This is a genomic window from Gilliamella sp. wkB308, from assembly GCF_001690185.1.
Lineage (GTDB): Bacteria > Pseudomonadota > Gammaproteobacteria > Enterobacterales > Orbaceae > Gilliamella > Gilliamella apicola_I.
The window spans coordinates 122518-137928 of the sequence record NZ_LZGN01000034.1; the positions used below are offsets into that span (position 1 = coordinate 122518).

The 15411-nt window shown below is 35.4% G+C and carries 20 protein-coding genes and 3 pseudogenes; 6 read left to right on the forward strand and 17 right to left on the reverse strand.

Annotated elements, in window-relative coordinates:
• Positions 1-29: 29 nt before the first annotated feature.
• The 4 genes from csdA to A9G10_RS05185 all read right to left on the reverse strand — a co-directional run bounded on the left by csdA (position 30) and on the right by A9G10_RS05185 (position 3833).
• Positions 30-1241, reverse strand: a complete 1212-nt coding sequence (gene csdA / locus A9G10_RS05170; RefSeq protein WP_065558687.1) for a cysteine desulfurase CsdA — start codon at positions 1239-1241, stop codon at positions 30-32.
• The gene (locus A9G10_RS05175; RefSeq protein ID WP_065558546.1) at positions 1210-2088 is read right to left on the reverse strand and encodes a U32 family peptidase; all 879 of its coding nucleotides are present in this window, start codon (positions 2086-2088) and stop codon (positions 1210-1212) included. Before A9G10_RS05175 ends, csdA begins: the two co-directional genes overlap by 32 nt.
• A 158-nt stretch (positions 2089-2246) precedes the next feature.
• Positions 2247-3242, reverse strand: a complete 996-nt coding sequence (ubiU, locus tag A9G10_RS05180; protein WP_065558688.1) for a ubiquinone anaerobic biosynthesis protein UbiU — start codon at positions 3240-3242, stop codon at positions 2247-2249.
• A 279-nt stretch (positions 3243-3521) separates the two neighbouring features.
• On the reverse strand, positions 3522-3833 hold the full coding sequence (locus A9G10_RS05185) for a hypothetical protein (protein WP_065558547.1): 312 nt from the start codon (positions 3831-3833) through the stop codon (positions 3522-3524).
• Between the two features lie 392 nt (positions 3834-4225).
• Between A9G10_RS05185 and A9G10_RS05190 the strand changes: the two genes are divergently transcribed.
• Positions 4226-4435 (forward strand): SymE family type I addiction module toxin, encoded by a 210-nt coding sequence (locus A9G10_RS05190; RefSeq protein ID WP_065558548.1) that lies wholly within the window; start codon positions 4226-4228, stop codon positions 4433-4435.
• 82 nt (positions 4436-4517) lie between these two features.
• Here the strand turns inward: A9G10_RS05190 and A9G10_RS05195 are convergent, their stop codons facing one another.
• The gene (locus A9G10_RS05195) at positions 4518-4787 is read right to left on the reverse strand and encodes a hypothetical protein (protein ID WP_065558549.1); all 270 of its coding nucleotides are present in this window, start codon (positions 4785-4787) and stop codon (positions 4518-4520) included.
• On the reverse strand, positions 4774-4935 hold the full coding sequence (locus tag A9G10_RS12780) for a hypothetical protein (protein WP_179855810.1): 162 nt from the start codon (positions 4933-4935) through the stop codon (positions 4774-4776). Before A9G10_RS12780 ends, A9G10_RS05195 begins: the two co-directional genes overlap by 14 nt.
• Before the next feature lie 422 nt (positions 4936-5357).
• Between A9G10_RS12780 and A9G10_RS05200 the strand changes: the two genes are divergently transcribed.
• On the forward strand, positions 5358-5903 hold the full coding sequence (locus tag A9G10_RS05200) for an RNA 2'-phosphotransferase (RefSeq protein ID WP_065558550.1): 546 nt from the start codon (positions 5358-5360) through the stop codon (positions 5901-5903).
• Here A9G10_RS05200 and A9G10_RS05205 read toward each other — a convergent pair.
• A complete protein-coding gene (locus A9G10_RS05205; protein ID WP_065558551.1) occupies positions 5900-6298 on the reverse strand; it encodes a hypothetical protein in 399 nt (132 codons plus the stop codon). The two genes, A9G10_RS05200 and A9G10_RS05205, sit on opposite strands and share 4 nt — an antisense overlap.
• A gap of 23 nt (positions 6299-6321) precedes the next feature.
• Entirely contained in the window at positions 6322-6654 is a 333-nt protein-coding gene (locus tag A9G10_RS05210; RefSeq protein WP_081299065.1) for a hypothetical protein, read from the reverse strand.
• Positions 6655-6857: 203 nt separating this feature from the next.
• On the opposite strand from A9G10_RS05210, the gene A9G10_RS12985 reads away from it, so the two are divergent.
• Entirely contained in the window at positions 6858-6992 is a 135-nt protein-coding gene (locus A9G10_RS12985; RefSeq protein ID WP_081299067.1) for a SymE family type I addiction module toxin, read from the forward strand.
• A gap of 444 nt (positions 6993-7436) precedes the next feature.
• Here the strand turns inward: A9G10_RS12985 and A9G10_RS05215 are convergent, their stop codons facing one another.
• From A9G10_RS05215 to A9G10_RS12990, 5 genes and pseudogenes are all read right to left on the reverse strand, one after another.
• The gene (locus tag A9G10_RS05215; RefSeq protein ID WP_065558552.1) at positions 7437-7673 is read right to left on the reverse strand and encodes a hypothetical protein; all 237 of its coding nucleotides are present in this window, start codon (positions 7671-7673) and stop codon (positions 7437-7439) included.
• Positions 7673-8020 (reverse strand): TNT domain-containing protein, encoded by a 348-nt coding sequence (locus A9G10_RS05220; RefSeq protein WP_065558553.1) that lies wholly within the window; start codon positions 8018-8020, stop codon positions 7673-7675. Before A9G10_RS05220 ends, A9G10_RS05215 begins: the two co-directional genes overlap by 1 nt.
• Before the next feature lie 39 nt (positions 8021-8059).
• Entirely contained in the window at positions 8060-8212 is a 153-nt protein-coding gene (locus tag A9G10_RS12785) for a hypothetical protein (RefSeq protein ID WP_179855811.1), read from the reverse strand.
• A gap of 97 nt (positions 8213-8309) precedes the next feature.
• On the reverse strand, positions 8310-8459 hold the full coding sequence (locus tag A9G10_RS12930) for a hypothetical protein (protein ID WP_257006721.1): 150 nt from the start codon (positions 8457-8459) through the stop codon (positions 8310-8312).
• A 78-nt stretch (positions 8460-8537) separates the two neighbouring features.
• Positions 8538-8642, reverse strand: a pseudogene (locus A9G10_RS12990) (VENN motif pre-toxin domain-containing protein); the annotation flags it as partial.
• Positions 8643-9009: 367 nt separating this feature from the next.
• Between A9G10_RS12990 and A9G10_RS12995 the strand changes: the two are divergent.
• Positions 9010-9129 (forward strand): annotated as a pseudogene (locus A9G10_RS12995) (SymE family type I addiction module toxin); the annotation flags it as partial.
• A 390-nt stretch (positions 9130-9519) separates the two neighbouring features.
• Here the strand turns inward: A9G10_RS12995 and A9G10_RS13000 are convergent.
• Both A9G10_RS13000 and A9G10_RS05230 read right to left on the reverse strand, forming a co-directional pair.
• Positions 9520-9702: an RNase A-like domain-containing protein gene (locus tag A9G10_RS13000; RefSeq protein ID WP_179855812.1), complete on the reverse strand. Its 183-nt coding sequence runs from the start codon at positions 9700-9702 to the stop codon at positions 9520-9522.
• Positions 9659-9952, reverse strand: a pseudogene (locus A9G10_RS05230) (hypothetical protein); the annotation flags it as partial. The pseudogene A9G10_RS05230 and the gene A9G10_RS13000, both read right to left, overlap by 44 nt.
• Before the next feature lie 405 nt (positions 9953-10357).
• Here A9G10_RS05230 and suhB point away from each other — a divergent pair.
• Positions 10358-11161, forward strand: coding sequence for an inositol-1-monophosphatase (gene suhB / locus A9G10_RS05235; protein ID WP_065558556.1), 804 nt, complete (start codon positions 10358-10360; stop codon positions 11159-11161).
• Positions 11162-11267: 106 nt separating this feature from the next.
• Here suhB and A9G10_RS05240 read toward each other — a convergent pair whose 3' ends face one another.
• A complete protein-coding gene (locus tag A9G10_RS05240; RefSeq protein ID WP_081299091.1) occupies positions 11268-11594 on the reverse strand; it encodes a winged helix-turn-helix transcriptional regulator in 327 nt (108 codons plus the stop codon).
• Between the two features lie 240 nt (positions 11595-11834).
• On the opposite strand from A9G10_RS05240, the gene A9G10_RS05245 reads away from it, so the two are divergent.
• Positions 11835-14024: a heavy metal translocating P-type ATPase gene (locus tag A9G10_RS05245; protein ID WP_143425958.1), complete on the forward strand. Its 2190-nt coding sequence runs from the start codon at positions 11835-11837 to the stop codon at positions 14022-14024.
• Between the two features lie 77 nt (positions 14025-14101).
• Here A9G10_RS05245 and tilS read toward each other — a convergent pair whose 3' ends face one another.
• The gene (tilS, locus tag A9G10_RS05250; RefSeq protein WP_065558690.1) at positions 14102-15385 is read right to left on the reverse strand and encodes a tRNA lysidine(34) synthetase TilS; all 1284 of its coding nucleotides are present in this window, start codon (positions 15383-15385) and stop codon (positions 14102-14104) included.
• Between the last annotated feature and the right edge of the window lie 26 nt (positions 15386-15411).

A 15411-nucleotide genomic window follows, 5' to 3' on the forward strand; every position in this document is an offset into this window, starting at 1 on the left:
AAAGTTAACAAAAGCAGGTGATAATACAATTAATCCAAGATTTGTATAGCATGTTGTAATGCAACTATAAAACGATCGATATCTTGTTTGTTATTATAAGGCATCAAAGAAAGACGAATGACACCTTGGCAACCTAGCTTTTGCATTAATGGTTGAGCACAAAGTTCACCAGTGCGTATTGCAATGTTTTGTTCACTTAATAAGATAGCAATATCATTATGATGAATATTGTGGATATTAAATGTGATGATTGAACTATTATTTACACTGTAAAATTGAATATTGGTTAGTTTACTAAGTTGTGATTTTGCATAATCGGCTAATTGTTCGGTATATAATTGTGCTTGATTAAAATCCCAACTTTTTAGCCATTCAAACGTTGCATTAAAGCCTAGCATTCCGGCGATATTGGGTGTGCCTGCTTCAAATTTATAAGGATGTTGCTCAGGTACAAAGTGATCAAAAGAGACACTTTTTAGCATTTTACCCCCACCATGCCAAACGGGCATAGTCTCAAGCAAAATTTGTTTACCATATAATACACCGAGTCCTGTTGGACCATATAATTTATGTGCTGAAAATGCATAAAAGTCAATATTAAGCTTATTAACATCAATGGGATGATGAACAATACCTTGAGCACCATCCACCACTAAAATGGCATTATATTGGTGAACTATTTGGCTAATTGCTGCTAAATCCGGACAAAATCCTGTCACATTGGACATTTGTGTAATGGCGACAATTTTTGTGCGTTCGGATAGAAGTGAAGTCAGATCATCAATGATCGATGACCATTTAATCACTTTGGCGCCCGTTTGCTCTGCAACAATTAGCCATGGCAATAAATTGCTATGGTGCTCTAATTCACTAACAATAATCTCATCACCTGCTTTTAGCAAAGGTCGAGCATAGCTTTGTGCAATAAGATTAATGGATTCGGTCGTACCACTTGTCCAAATAATTTCACTGCTGGTTGAAGCGTTAATCCAATCAGCGACATTTTGCCGAGCTTGATTTAATATTTCAGTCACTTGTAAGGCATTAGGGTGCAAACTGCGTTTAACAGTTGCAGTATTGTGTGCATAATATTCCTGTGTCGCATCGATCATCGCTTGGGGCTTGAGTGAGGTTGCGGCTGAATCAAGATACACGTTTTCATTGTTCAGAGCAGGAAATTCTGCTCTAAACATTTGAGGAGAAAACTTTTTACTGGTTAAGTTCAAGTCCTGCAATTCCATTCCAATACCCATTACAGTCTCGTTTATGCTCTATATGTAGCGGATTTAATCCTTCTTCGTTCGATCTAAACTGTTTCACAATATCCAGTGTTTCCAAGCCAAGTGGTGAAATACGAACAATATCAACTAATCCTTTCATCTCTTTGAGTTGATTACCTAAATTATAGCAATAACCGCTTTGTGTTTGGATTCCATTTAAAACAAACACTTTTTGTTGTTCTTGTGAGAATACTTCACGCCCAACAGGATATTTGATACAACATGTTTCGCATTTATCTTTGGGTTTATCTTCTGAACGTGCTGTAAAACAACGAGCCGAATAGGCTAACGGCAAGTAACCGTAACTGAAAACTTCAACGTCAAAATTTCGCTCGATATTGAAACTATCAAACTGATTCAGTACATTTGCTAACCAATCCCGAGAAAGTTCAACGGGCATACACCAACGTACCATACCTTGTTTTTGTAATAGTTTTAACGTGTAAGCGTTATAGCAATTAATCGCAGGGCCGGCAACAAAAGGCAATTTATTTTCTTGAGCAATATTAATTGCGGCTAAATCATTGGCTTCAATTAGAAAATCGCCATTATTAACGAGTAATCTTAATTCATTTAACTCAGAAGGTGCTTCAAGCAAAGCCAACGTTGAAAGCACAACTTGTTTACCTGATTTAGCGACTTCTTTAGCTAATTCAAGCCAATTAGGGACTTTCATTTCACGGCGTTTAGTACAAACTGTTTCGCCCATATAAATAATATCGGCTTCACTTTCTTTTGCCGCATGATAAAAAGCTTCTGTTTCGGTTTTAGGCCAATAGTAAAGCACGGGGCCTAATGCATATTTCATAGTTTTGCTCACTATATTGATTTATGTTAGATCATTTATAAAATCATTCAAGATGATATTTTATTTAATAAATTCAATAAGGTAAATTAAGGTGATACCACTTCACTTTTAATAAGTGTCTTTTCCAATAATATGAATTTAAAGTCTAAAATACTTAACTATTGCCATTTACGGTGATAAGCACCTAATGTTGTTTGCGTTCCTTCCGACACTGAGCCTAATGTATCCATCCAATGTTGTTCAGCTTGAAATGATTGTGGGTTGGCTTTATAACGGTCAATTGCTTGTCGCCATACTTTGGTTACTTGCTCAACATAAGCTGGACTGCGTTGACGTCCTTCAATTTTGACCGATGCAATATTGGCAGCAAATAGCTCGGGTAATAGCTCAATGGTATTTAAACTGGTTGGTTCTTCAATTGGATGATAAAGTTGTTCTCCAACAAAATAACGTCCTTTACATAGGGTTGGATAACCGGCATTTTCACCTTTTTTATGGCAATCAATCAATACGTTATTCAAACGAGATTCAAGACCTTTGTCGGTCTCTTCCCATCGCACAAATTTAGCCGGAGAACATGCCCCAACCGTATTAGGTGATTCACCTGTTAAATAAGACGATAAATAGCAACGTCCTTCAGCCATTATACATAAACTACCAAAGGCAAAAACTTCTAAAGGGACGGGAGAAACTTTTGATAACTGTTTAACTTGATGCATCGACAGAACACGAGGCAATACAATACGATGAACCTGAAAATTATTATAATAAAACTTAATTGACTCTTCATTGGTTGAAGAGGCTTGAACGGAAACATGGCGTTCAAGATTAGGGTACTTTTCGGCAGCATAATCAAGCATAGCAAGATCAGCAATAATTAACGCATCAGCATCAATGTTCGCAGCGGTATCAACCGCATGTTGCCAACGCTGAAAATTTTCAGGATGTGCAAAAGTATTTATCGCAATATGCAATTTTTTACCACGTTTATGTACATAATCAGCGGCTTCAATTAATCGCTTCTCATTGAAATTTAAACCAGCAAAATGACGCGCATTGGTATCATCTTTTAAACCAATATAAACAGCATCAGCGCCATTATCTATGGCTATTTTAAGTGATGGCAATGAACCTGCTGGACAAAGAAGTTCCATAATAATTTCTAACTCCTGTTTTGTATTTGATACGCGTGTATTATGCAATAAATTATGTTCTAATGCGAATAGAAAGCGATTTTCTAAATGAAAAATTGAATTCAATCAGGCAACCTGTCACCATTACCACAAAAAAGGCAAATTAATTGTTGAATTTGTAAAGTCGATCGCATCGATAAGAATATAATTAGTTTAATTCTTCCGATCTATGTCACAGAACTGAGCTAAATTGTTATTTGAACGTCACGCTTCATTTACTAGATAATATAAAGCTCTACACTATCTACTAATTTTTTTTATTGTTTGTTCAAGTGATAATGATTGATTGTTATCTTTTAAAAAGAAAAACTGATGTGTAAAATCATAACCAGCAACAGAAAACATCAGTAATGAAGGATACAAAAATTGACATAATGGTTTTTCTTTCATTGCATTTTTTACAGCCAAATTATATTTATCAAAATTTAATTGGAGTAAATTACCATCAATATATATAAACTCCTGTTTGTCTGATAAATAATATGATGATTCATATAAATTTCTCCTCAATGTTTTTGAATAACCTCTTTTTTTCAATATTACCTTTAACATCAGAATAACTCATTAATTATGCCTTAGAATAGTTATCTTCATTTAAATAAATGATCAAAATAAGAAATAGTCATCACATTATAAGGATCCATAAACCGTCATCATCAAAATCTATTGATAAAAAAACTATCAATTAATTTCGTAGAACAGCTTGTTGATGATATCCAATGCGATTTCACGGGTTACAGCATCTGCACCGCCGGCAATAATCCCTGTCACTATCGAGGATAGAATGATTATCAAGTACAAGACGAAGCACAGGGACTCAGCAAGACTGGCTAAAAAGAAGAATGAGTAGATAATAAAACAAGCAGTAAAATTAATCAGCACAGATTAAAGGAATTGATGCACCGCAAACTTGCTAACCACAACTAACTTACACGGAGTTAACTATGGCTAAGACATTTTCTACACTAAAATTAACCACAGACAAAGCACTGGCGCCACAACCCAAAGAGCGATTTTATACCGTCGGTTACGTGCCACAAGGCATAAAACCCAACCCCAAACCACAACTGACCATTAAAGGCAGGCGGCTGGAGCAGATAGGCTTTTATGTGGGCAGCCCTGTTGTCATTCAGATTGAACAGGGCAAGTTCTAAATTTTAAGATGAAACTATAACTTCCGTTAAAAATAAGATCGAGAATTATAGTTCATGATACTTAAAATGTTATAATAATTTATTATAAGTATTTTTTAGGTATGTTTAATAACTGTGAATCAACAGACCAATCAATAGGTTTACTTTTTTGATAATTCCATTTTGCTCCTGCTTGTATCCATTTATCTCGATATTTCTTAATACCCGTTAAACTGGCATCTTCGTATCCAAACTCAACTCCACAACACTCACAAATATTATATGTAGGAGAATGACCATCTTCTCCCCATTGAGGCTCTGATTGCTCGAGCCCACAAACACGACATATATATGCTTCATTATTTTTGTGCATTAAAATACTCCAAATTAGTTTTATATCCATGATCTGCTGGATTGGGTTTAAACATCGTTCTAGGTGTTCCATCTGCATTTTTTATTGCAAAAATATTTTTTGATGGATTGTAGTATAGCGTATCCCCATTTTCTCTAACTTTTTTCAAAGTTCCTTCAGGTGGATTTCTTACAAAATTATGGGTAGCATCAACGTATTGTTTTGAATTTTGAAATTCAGGAAACTCATGTTTATCCCAATGATCGTAAGCATTTTTAACAGATTCTTTTTAATTTGTTTCTGTCCAAATTTTATCTTCTGGACGCTTACCTAAATTAGCATTAATATCTTTTTCTTTTTTTACATGTTAACCAAATTTGCTAATTTCGTTTCTTTTCTGATTGGCAACCTGATTATACAGTATTTTATCTTTAGTCTCTTTTGACCATGGCTGGTGCAACTCGGCTTTTATATGGCCCCTGTTATCATTATGATTGAAGAAGGCAAATTGGTGATAAAGTTTGATTTGCAAATTTAAAAATAAATGGTAGATTTTCCCATTACTATGTGGTAATTATTCAGGAAATAAATATGAGCAAACAACTAGATAAAATAAGTAAATTTTTAAGCTATATTTTGAGACATCAACCAGAAGCTATTGGAATCACATTAGATTCCAATGGTTGGGTTAATATTGATAACCTAATCATGCAAGCTAATCAACATGGAGAACATCTTACTAGAGAGTTGATTGAGCTAGTTGTTAAAACAAATGATAAAAAACGTTTTACGATTTCTGATGATGGTTTAAAAATACGTGCAGCTCAAGGACATTCAACTCAACAAGTAAACATTAGCCATTCTGAACGAATGCCTCCAGAATTTTTATATCATGGCACTGCAACCCGATTTATTGATTCCATTAAAAAGCAAGGATTAGTTGCTGGAAGTCGTCATTATGTTCATTTATCTGGTGATGAGAAGACTGCTAATAAAGTCGGAGAAAGACATGGAAAACCGATAGTATTAAAAGTAAAAACCTTGCAGATGTATCAACAAGGTTTTAAATTTTATTTGGCTGATAACGGGGTCTGGTTAACTAATACTGTTCCTAATACTTTTTTAATATTTGACTAAATCTTATCTAATTCAGCCTGTTCTGCTTTAAATTGGGCTGATTCTTCTTTGGCTTGTTTTAACCATTCATCAAAATCACAAACACTACCTCTGTTCTCCCATCCAGAAGAAGCAAAAGCATGAACAAAGTATACTGTAGGATTTCCTGATTTATCTGAGCCATCAAAACAAACAATATCATCAGTATTAGAAGCCTTGGCAAATGGTATCAATTTTCTAGTTGGATATTGTTTTTTTAATTCAAATAACCATTGTTTAGCAAAATTTTCAAATTCATATAAAAACCACCATGGCTCCAAATCAATAACCTCTTGTTTAGAAAAAATTTTTAAAAAAGATAAAGGATATTTAAACCCTTCAGGTAATTCTTCTTTCGAATACAAGTAATGAGCCATATTTTTACTCCTTAGCTTTACCACTAATGCGAGGGGGAAGTATTTGAACCAAAGGGATTATTTTTACTAAATCCACCTGACTGTTTATTAATCCTTCCAGTTATTGCTTCTCCCCAAGTTGTAGGTATAAACCCTTTTTGGGGATCAGAAAATCTATTTACTACAGATGGTGAAAGTTTATCATTAAAATTTCTAACATTAGCTTTAATATCTATACCAGCTTCTCTAGCTGCTGCTATTCTTGTGTTATCCATAGTTGTAAATTTGCCGTCAGGCATTTTAATTACATCAACTGGATCTCCTTTCCAACCATTAGTTTTCATGTTTGTAACAAGATCATCATAAGTATATTTCATATCAGTCCCTCGTTCTACTTTATTATAAGAAACCGTATTCTGTGAAAATCTAATTTCATTAGGATTTAGATTGGATATATTATTAACAGCCCCCTTTCCAGCATTAATCTCTTGTTCTTTTGCTACATGTTCACCAAATTTGCTACTTTCGTTGGCTTTCTGATTGGTAGCCTGATTATCCAGTATTTTATCTTTAGTCTCTTTTGACCATTGAGGGGAGATGGCTGGTGCAATTCGGCTTTTATGTAGGCTGCCCTGTTATCATTCAGATTGAGCAGAGCAAGTTAATTATTGAACTTGAAGCAAGTCTAAAAAGTAACAAAAGCTCCACCGTTTAAATGCTCGTAGTAGCTTAAACAATCATTCGTCGATAGTTGATATTTTAAATTTATCAGGAAGGCATCGAGAATAACTATCCAATATATTACCCCCCAAGGAGTAAATTCTAAATAAAATTTACCGCTATTCCATAAACAGAGCTTACAGAGAACAAATATTTCTTTTAAGTGATTTCACATTTCATTGTCATTTTCAGAATGCGCCTCATTCAACACAGTTTCAAGATCATCCAAAACCATGCGAGAGACGTCACAACATCATTACACTGTTGGCAAATCTAAGCCGAACCAGTCACCATCACCACTAAAAAGGTAAATTAATCGTCTAACTTGTGAAGTAGATCCCAGAGCTAGTAAATAATTACCCAGTTCTGCAAGATAGATTGCAGAACATAAAATTATATGTAAGAAAAAATAAATAAGTAAAATATAAAATTTTAATGATTAATCTTTCCAACCATAGTCACTCTTTACTATTTGATAAAATCTGTCATATGCATCTTGTTCACTAGAACACTCTTCTACATAACCAATTGTTCCTCTATCATTTTGCATTATTTTCCAATTACCATTATTATTAACAACACATAAGCAATCACCATTTTTTAAACCATCAAGACTATACATCATCTTAGGGACATGCCGTTCATCTAAAATTTTCTGCAATTCGTTCTTTGTCATTATCTTGTTACCTCTTTTAAATAGCCATTATCTAAATACCATTGGACTGGTTTGGACAACTTATATTGCGTTCCTTGGCCTGGTTGCCCAAACCATGGAAGTGCTTTTGCTTTAGAAACATCTTCAATTGGTTTTAATATCTCATAAACATTATAAGGTGCATTAAGAGAAGATGAAGGCAATGCTCTTTCTTCAAATAAAACGCCTTCAGGAGAAATGAAAGTTCCCTTTGGTGTCCCATATCTATCAACAAAATCATCTGGCTTTAAAGTCACTTTTTCAACTGGTCCATAAGCCCCATTATTTGGTGGCCAAATACCTAAATCTTCCTGAACTTTACCTTCCAATTTACTGTGTTCACCAAAATTACTTGATTTATTGCCTTTTTAGTTTTTTACAACATTAGATTCTACATTACCTTTGATTATACTTTGAAGATGTGTATTTGTACCACCTGCACCTAATCGATCTATCATCTTATTAAGGGCTGTCATTGACTCTTCATTACTCAAATCAGATAAATAATTTGTTTGCTTCATTTGATAACTGCACTAGATTAGTTCTATCTGTATCTATTATAGTGATATCAGTTGCAGCTAAAATCGCCATTGCTGTGCCGATTGGTATGGGTAAATATTATCCAATTTGTTCTGGTGCTTGCATCCATAATTCAGCATAATCGCTACCGTTTGGTATTCCCTTACCTTTCATTAAGTCACTAAGTGCTTGCTCGGTTTCTTCTTGTGTTAAAAAACCATGAGCATAACCATGCAAAATCGAATCCATGTTTTCACCTGTTGAATTAACTATAGGCACGGGAATTTGATTACCACCATCTCCCCAACTATTACCATTATCCTCAACCGCATTCTTTCCTGCTGCTATACCCGTGCTGACATCACCGCCTACACTGGCAATAGCCAGTCCGGTGGCGAGTTGGGAAAGGGCAATAATATTATTAAAAGAAATGGCATAGGGGCTTTCGGATGAACTTAAGCATAAGGTAAAAGGTAGTTAAACCGCTGACGATTCACCAGCAGAAATCGGTAAAAGAGAATTTGGACATTATGATTTTAAAACATCAGGCTAAACAGTTGATTGGTTGATTAAAACTGGGCGATTAAAGAAGAGAAGTTACACAAGATAGTAAATAACAGCGCAGATTAACGGTGTACCACCACCGCTAACATGCTAACTACAACTAGCTATTACAGAGTTAACTATGGCTAAGACATTTTCTACGCTAAAATTAACCACAGACAAAGCACCTGCGCCACAACCCGCTGAGCGGTTTTATACCGTGGGTTACATGCCATAAGGCACAAAACCCAACCCAAGACCACAACTAACAATTAAAGGCAGGTGGCTGGAGCAATTTGGTTTTTATGTGGGCTGCCTTGTTATCATTAAGATTGAGCAAAATGAATTCATTATTGAAATTGCAATGCAGATCTAAAAATAGGTAAGAAGAGCCCCACTGGTTAAGGTGGGGATTACTTAATTTTATAATTCATGATTTATAAATAACTAGATGCAAATTATTTACAACTATAAATTCCGTAAAATGGATAGCATATGTAATAACCAATCTTTACATGATGGCCACTCATTTAGATAATAATAATTACAATCAATATAATCTAATATAATTCTTTGTAATTCCTTTTCATTACATAAAGATTCAATCAACGATTGAATTTCTTTTATCATTTCGTGTTGTTCTTCATTAGTTTCTGTCTTTTTGTAGGACAACAGAGCTTCTTTAGCCCCCCAAAGATTTCTTCAAAATCTTGATTCAAATAACATCTCAAATAATAAGATAATGCAGGATAATTTTCTTTTGCAATCATGGTGTTGGATATCCCGTAATAATTCTATAATCAGTAGGCATTGAAGGATCTCTAGCTATAATAATTCTAGCGTTTGATACCTGAGTTGCACTAGTTTGACCTTTTGAAACACTAATACCTATTGTCGATGATGATTTATAGACGATCTCTAAATGGCCTTTTTGGCTTCCCAAGGACAAAATCAGCCTTCTTCAAATGATCTTGAATGACATCTTTACCGCTACCTGTATTCATCTTTTTTTCGTAAAATTCATTTAATCCATCAATTTCTTTTTGTGAAAGCTTATCTGTTGTATATAAAGCATCTACCGTTTTACCTTTATTAGGATCAGAGGTAATGACAAAGTCGGGAGATGCGCCTTTTGTTGCTCCTGACGGAGGAGTATAACGCTCCATTTTACCTAATGCATGTTCAAGCTGCGCAGCAGCATCTGCTTCAGCTGATTTTAGTTTTCCACTTCTAGTGGAGTTTGATTTATTTCATTCAAACCATTTTTTAGTATCTGCCCATTCGTCCCTTTTACAGCATTAATTTTTTGTCCTTTTTGATTATTTATAGAATTAATTATTTTGAATTAATTTATAATTACTATGATAGTCTACTATTATCAATAGTTGCCATTATTAATCGATTAATATTACTAATTTATAAAATAGGTACAAACCTAACCACATGTATATAAGGATTGAAGTTAATTAAAATGTTTTAGCTTCATTCCCAACATAATCTGGCAATAAGCTGATAAAACCTTTATACTATGCCGTAAATTTTGGTATCACTTTTAAAGTTTGCCAAACAACCCGTTCTTTAACATCATCAATTGGAAGAAAATTATGCATCCGATGCTTAATATCGCTATTCGTGCTGCTCGCAAAGCAGGTAATGTTGCCATTAAGGCTTATGAAAATCCTAGTTCAATCGAAATTGATACTAAAGGTGCTAACGATTTTGCAACCAATGCAGATCGTGCTGCTGAAGCTTTAATTATTGAAACAATTAAAAAAGCGTATCCAGATCATACTATTATCGCTGAAGAAAGTGGTCTTGCTAAAGGTAGTGATGCCGATACGCAGTGGATAATCGACCCAATTGATGGTACCACCAATTTTATTAAGAATATCCCACATTTTGCTGTGTCTATCGCTGCTCGAGTAAAAGGTAAAACCGAAGTGGCAGTGGTTTATAATCCAATGAGCAATGAATTGTATACTGCTGCACGTGGTAAGGGTGCTCAGCTAAATGGCTATCGTATTCGTGTCAGCAATGCTAAAGATTTAAATGGAAGTATACTGGCAACCGCATTTCCATTTAAAGCGAAACAATATAGCGATAGCTATTTTGCAGTTTTACAAAAATTATTTACTAAATGCGGTGATTTTCGTCGCAGTGGTTCTGCAGCGTTAGATTTGGCTTATGTGGCTGCAGGTCGTTTAGATGGATTTTTCGAAATCGGTTTAAAACCTTGGGATATTGCGGCAGGTGAACTCATCTTACGTGAAGCTGGTGGTGTCATTACCGATTTTGCCGGTGGTAATAATTATATGGTATCTGGTAATGTTGTGGCTGGTAATCCACGAGTCGTGAAAGATTTATTAGTGTCTACTCAAAACGATTGGCCAGAAAAATTACGTAATTAATTTCTATTATGAACAGCGTTGTAATAACGCTGTTTCCTCTTTATTGCTTGTCTTTTTTGATCGCTAAGGAAAAGTAATTGATGCAAAGCATCTTGTATTAAAGTGATTATTGTTTAGGTTGGTCAGCTATTGCTGCCATTGTACAATTGATATTTAGCCCTTGGCGATTTAAACAATGGCTTCCCCATTGATACATTGCTTCTAGTACAGGTTTAATACTTTTGCCAAAATCTGTTAAGGAATATTCTACTTTTGGAGGGACGACAGGAAACACTTTTCGGTTGATTAATTGATTGGATTCGAGTTCACGTAATTGCTGAGTTAACATTTTAGGTGTGGCGCAAGGAATTTCTTTTCGTAACTGAGAAAATCTTAATGTTTTGTTTGTCATCAGTTTCCATAAAATTAATGATTTATATTTACCACCAATCATATTGATAGTTGTTTCAACCGGACAGTAAATAATAGATTCCAAGCTTTGCTCGTTGTTACAGGTTTTAGCTAAATGATTTTTCACTTAATGCCTCAATAGTATCTTTTTGGATAGTATATATCAAAATAGTGCATTCTTGTTATTCGAATAATTAGTATTAAACTATTTGTTAAGTAATCAAAAAAATTTGTTGAGAATGTTTTTTAATCTTAACAACCCTATCACCAAAGGATGCGTCAAATGAAAACAGTTGAATATAATTTTTATGTTGAAGATATGAGCTGCGCATCATGCGTTAGTCGTGTAGAAAAGGCGATAAAAAAGGTTGATGGAGTGATTGATGTTAGCGTGAATCTAGCAACTGAAAAAGCAACCGTTAAAGCAAATTCAAATGTTAATTTAGCAACACTGATGTCAGCGGTAGACAAAGCAGGTTATCATGCGGTGAAAATGACCGATCAGCAAACGCATGCAAAAGATACTGAAAAACAAGCATCACTTTGGCCGATTGTGGTGTCCATTTTATTCGCTATTCCTTTTGTTTTACCAATGTTACTCGAGCCATTTGGTTTCCATTTGATGATGCCTGCATGGTTACAACTTATTCTGGCTTCGATTGTTCAATTCGGTCTTGGTGCTAAATTTTACCGAAGTGGTTTTAGTGCTTTAAAAGCTTTCACTGGTAATATGGATTTATTAGTGGCTATAGGTACCAGTGCGGCTTATGGTTTATCGTTATATCAATTAATTACAGGGCATTATGATCATCTCTATTTCGAATCATCTGTTGTAATTATAACTTTAATCTTAGTGGGTAAATGGTTAGAGTCAAGAGCGAAACATCAAACCACACAAGCGATCGAAGCACTTTCAGCATTAAGACCTGAAGTCGCTTTAGTCAGACAAGGGGATCACGAAATTAGTTTACCGATTAGCCAAGTTAAAGTGAATGATATTGTCGTGATTAAACCCGGTGAACGTATTCCGGTTGATGGTATTATTATAGAAGGCACATCCAGTAGTGATGAATCGATGTTAACCGGGGAAAGCTTTCCGGTTAATAAAACTGTTAATGATGTGGTCACGGGTGGTACCATTAATGGTGAAGGACTAATAATCGTTAAAACTATTGCTATCCAAGCTGATTCAAAACTGTCTAAAATTATTGAAATGGTCGAATCAGCACAAGCTAAAAAAGCACCTATTCAGCGAATTGTCGATCGTATCAGCGCAATTTTTGTTCCAGTTATTTTGGTCATTGCTTTGATTACCTTATTGGCTTGGGGAATTATTTATCATGATTGGCAACAAGCATTACTTCATGCCGTTGCTGTATTGGTGATTGCTTGCCCATGTGCTTTAGGACTGGCAACGCCCACAGCGATTATGGTTGGCACGGGTGTGGCTGCACGTCAAGGTATTTTGATTAAAGATGCTGAAGCTTTAGAAACATTGCATAATGTTAACACTGTCGCATTTGATAAAACAGGCACCTTAACACAAGGTAAACCTGACTTGGTGGAAATCGATGTCGTTGGAACTGAAACACCCGATCAGATTTTATCACTTGCTGCATCGATGCAAGCAGGTAGTGAACATCCATTAGCAAAAGCTATTTTATCTAAAGCTAAAAAGTATGATTATGCGAAAAATATCACATCAGTAACAGGATCGGGCGTCATGGCAACGATTGATAATACCGAATACTATTTAGGCAGTTTGCGTTGGATGAAATCGTTAAACGCCTATTTTGTAAACATGGATGATAAAATAGATGAGCTAACCGGTAAAGGGTACACTATTTCATTTTTGGCTAAACAACAAGCTGAAGATAGTGTCGTGATACTTGCTTTATTTGGCTTTGCTGATGTGATTAAACCTGAAGCGAGAAATGCAATTGATGCATTACATCAATTGCATGTTAATACCGTCATGCTAACTGGTGATAATCAACCAGCGGCAAATTATGTGGGTCAACAATTAAACTTAGATAAAGTGATAGCAGAAGTGTTACCGCAAGATAAAGCCAACTATATTTATCAATTGCAAAAAGAGAGCCATACCAACACCAATAATCAAGTAGCAATGGTAGGGGATGGCATTAATGATGCGCCAGCGTTGGCGGCTGCTGATATCGGCATTGCCATGGGAACAGGTACTGATGTGGCAATGCATACAGCAAGTATTACTTTAATGCGAGGTAATTTATACCTTATTGCTGATGCTATTGATATTTCGCGTCGAACATATAATAAGATCAAACAAAACTTATTTTGGGCGTTTTTCTATAATTTAATTGGTATTCCATTGGCGGCATTCGGTTTTTTAAATCCAATGATTGCTGGCGCTGCTATGGCTTTAAGTAGTGTTAGTGTGGTGACTAATGCATTATTATTGAAACGCTGGAAGCCAAGAGCAGAAACAAAATAACCTTTAACTTAAGGGGCAATGGATGATGTCCCTTAATGATTTGATAGCTGACTGATAATAAGTAAGTGGCTTATTTCCTAAGTGACACGAAAATCAATTTGTGATCCTTTTCCTTGCTCAGTCACAAACACGCCGACAGCACAAACAAGCTGTTCATTATAATATATCAAAGGGATGCGTGTTCGCATCCAAGGTGGAATATGGTGTTCTTGCCATAGTTTTTTGATTGCTCTTGAGCCTTGACGATTAACGATTTGTAGCTGTCCTTGAGCATGAAAGCGTACGGTAACGTGTTCGTCTCTGTTCGGTAGACGACACGTTAAATCGTGTTGATAAAGAGCATGTAACTCACCGATATGATCGGGTAAAACTAAAGGTGAAGTCAGATCCCAATTTATGACTTGTTGTTCAGTATCTTCATAAATTGGCAATAGATAAAGTAAATTTTGATAACGGCGAATTTGCTTATGGTGTAAAACGAATTGCGGATTAGCATCGTTCTTTGCTTGCACAACGGTTTGCCAAATAAGTGCTAGTTGTTTTTGGCTTGGCATCATCACGTGTTGATGTCGTAGCCACATGCGTAAAATGGCATTGCGTTTATATTCTGAATAATCGCGTAATGGCGACAATCTTAGCTGACCTTGCTGGGTTAATACTTGATGAAAATCGTTAAGTAACAGCTCGTTAATTAAAGCTTCTTGTTGTTGGCAAAGCGATGCGCTTCGGGCAACCATTTGTGAAAACTGAGGCCAACGTTGATCAATAATTGGCAAAACATTTAATCTAAGAAAATTACGATCATAATGGTCATCTTGATTACTTTCATCTTCTATCCAAGTTAATTGATGCCAATTGGCATACGCTTCTATTTGTTTACGTGATATAGTGAGTAACGGTCGAAGGTGTTGGTGGCTTTCAACAGGCATGGCTGATAACCCAGATGGCCCGCTTCCTCTTTTTAAGGCTAATAAAAACGTTTCGCATTGGTCATCAAGATGTTGTGCTGTGCATAACATTTCATCACTTTTCAAATGATGATAAATCGTTTGATAACGAGCATTTCGAGCTTGTTCTTCAATATTGCCTGCCGAGATATCAAGCTTAACCTTTTCAATAATAAAAGGGATTTGCCATTGTTGGCATTGTTGTTGGCAATGGCTTGCCCAATAATCCGCATTTTGACTTAAACCATGATGAATATAAATTGCTCGTAATGCTAAATCAGCTTGTTGCTGTTTCAATTTGACTAGTGCATGTAACAACACAGTGGAATCAATCCCGCCACTATAAGCTATCAATAGCTTACGGTGTTTTTTTAAACAGGTTGAAATTGTCTGTGTGATGGTTTGATCAATCATTAGTAGACTTTGGTTATCCATGTTTT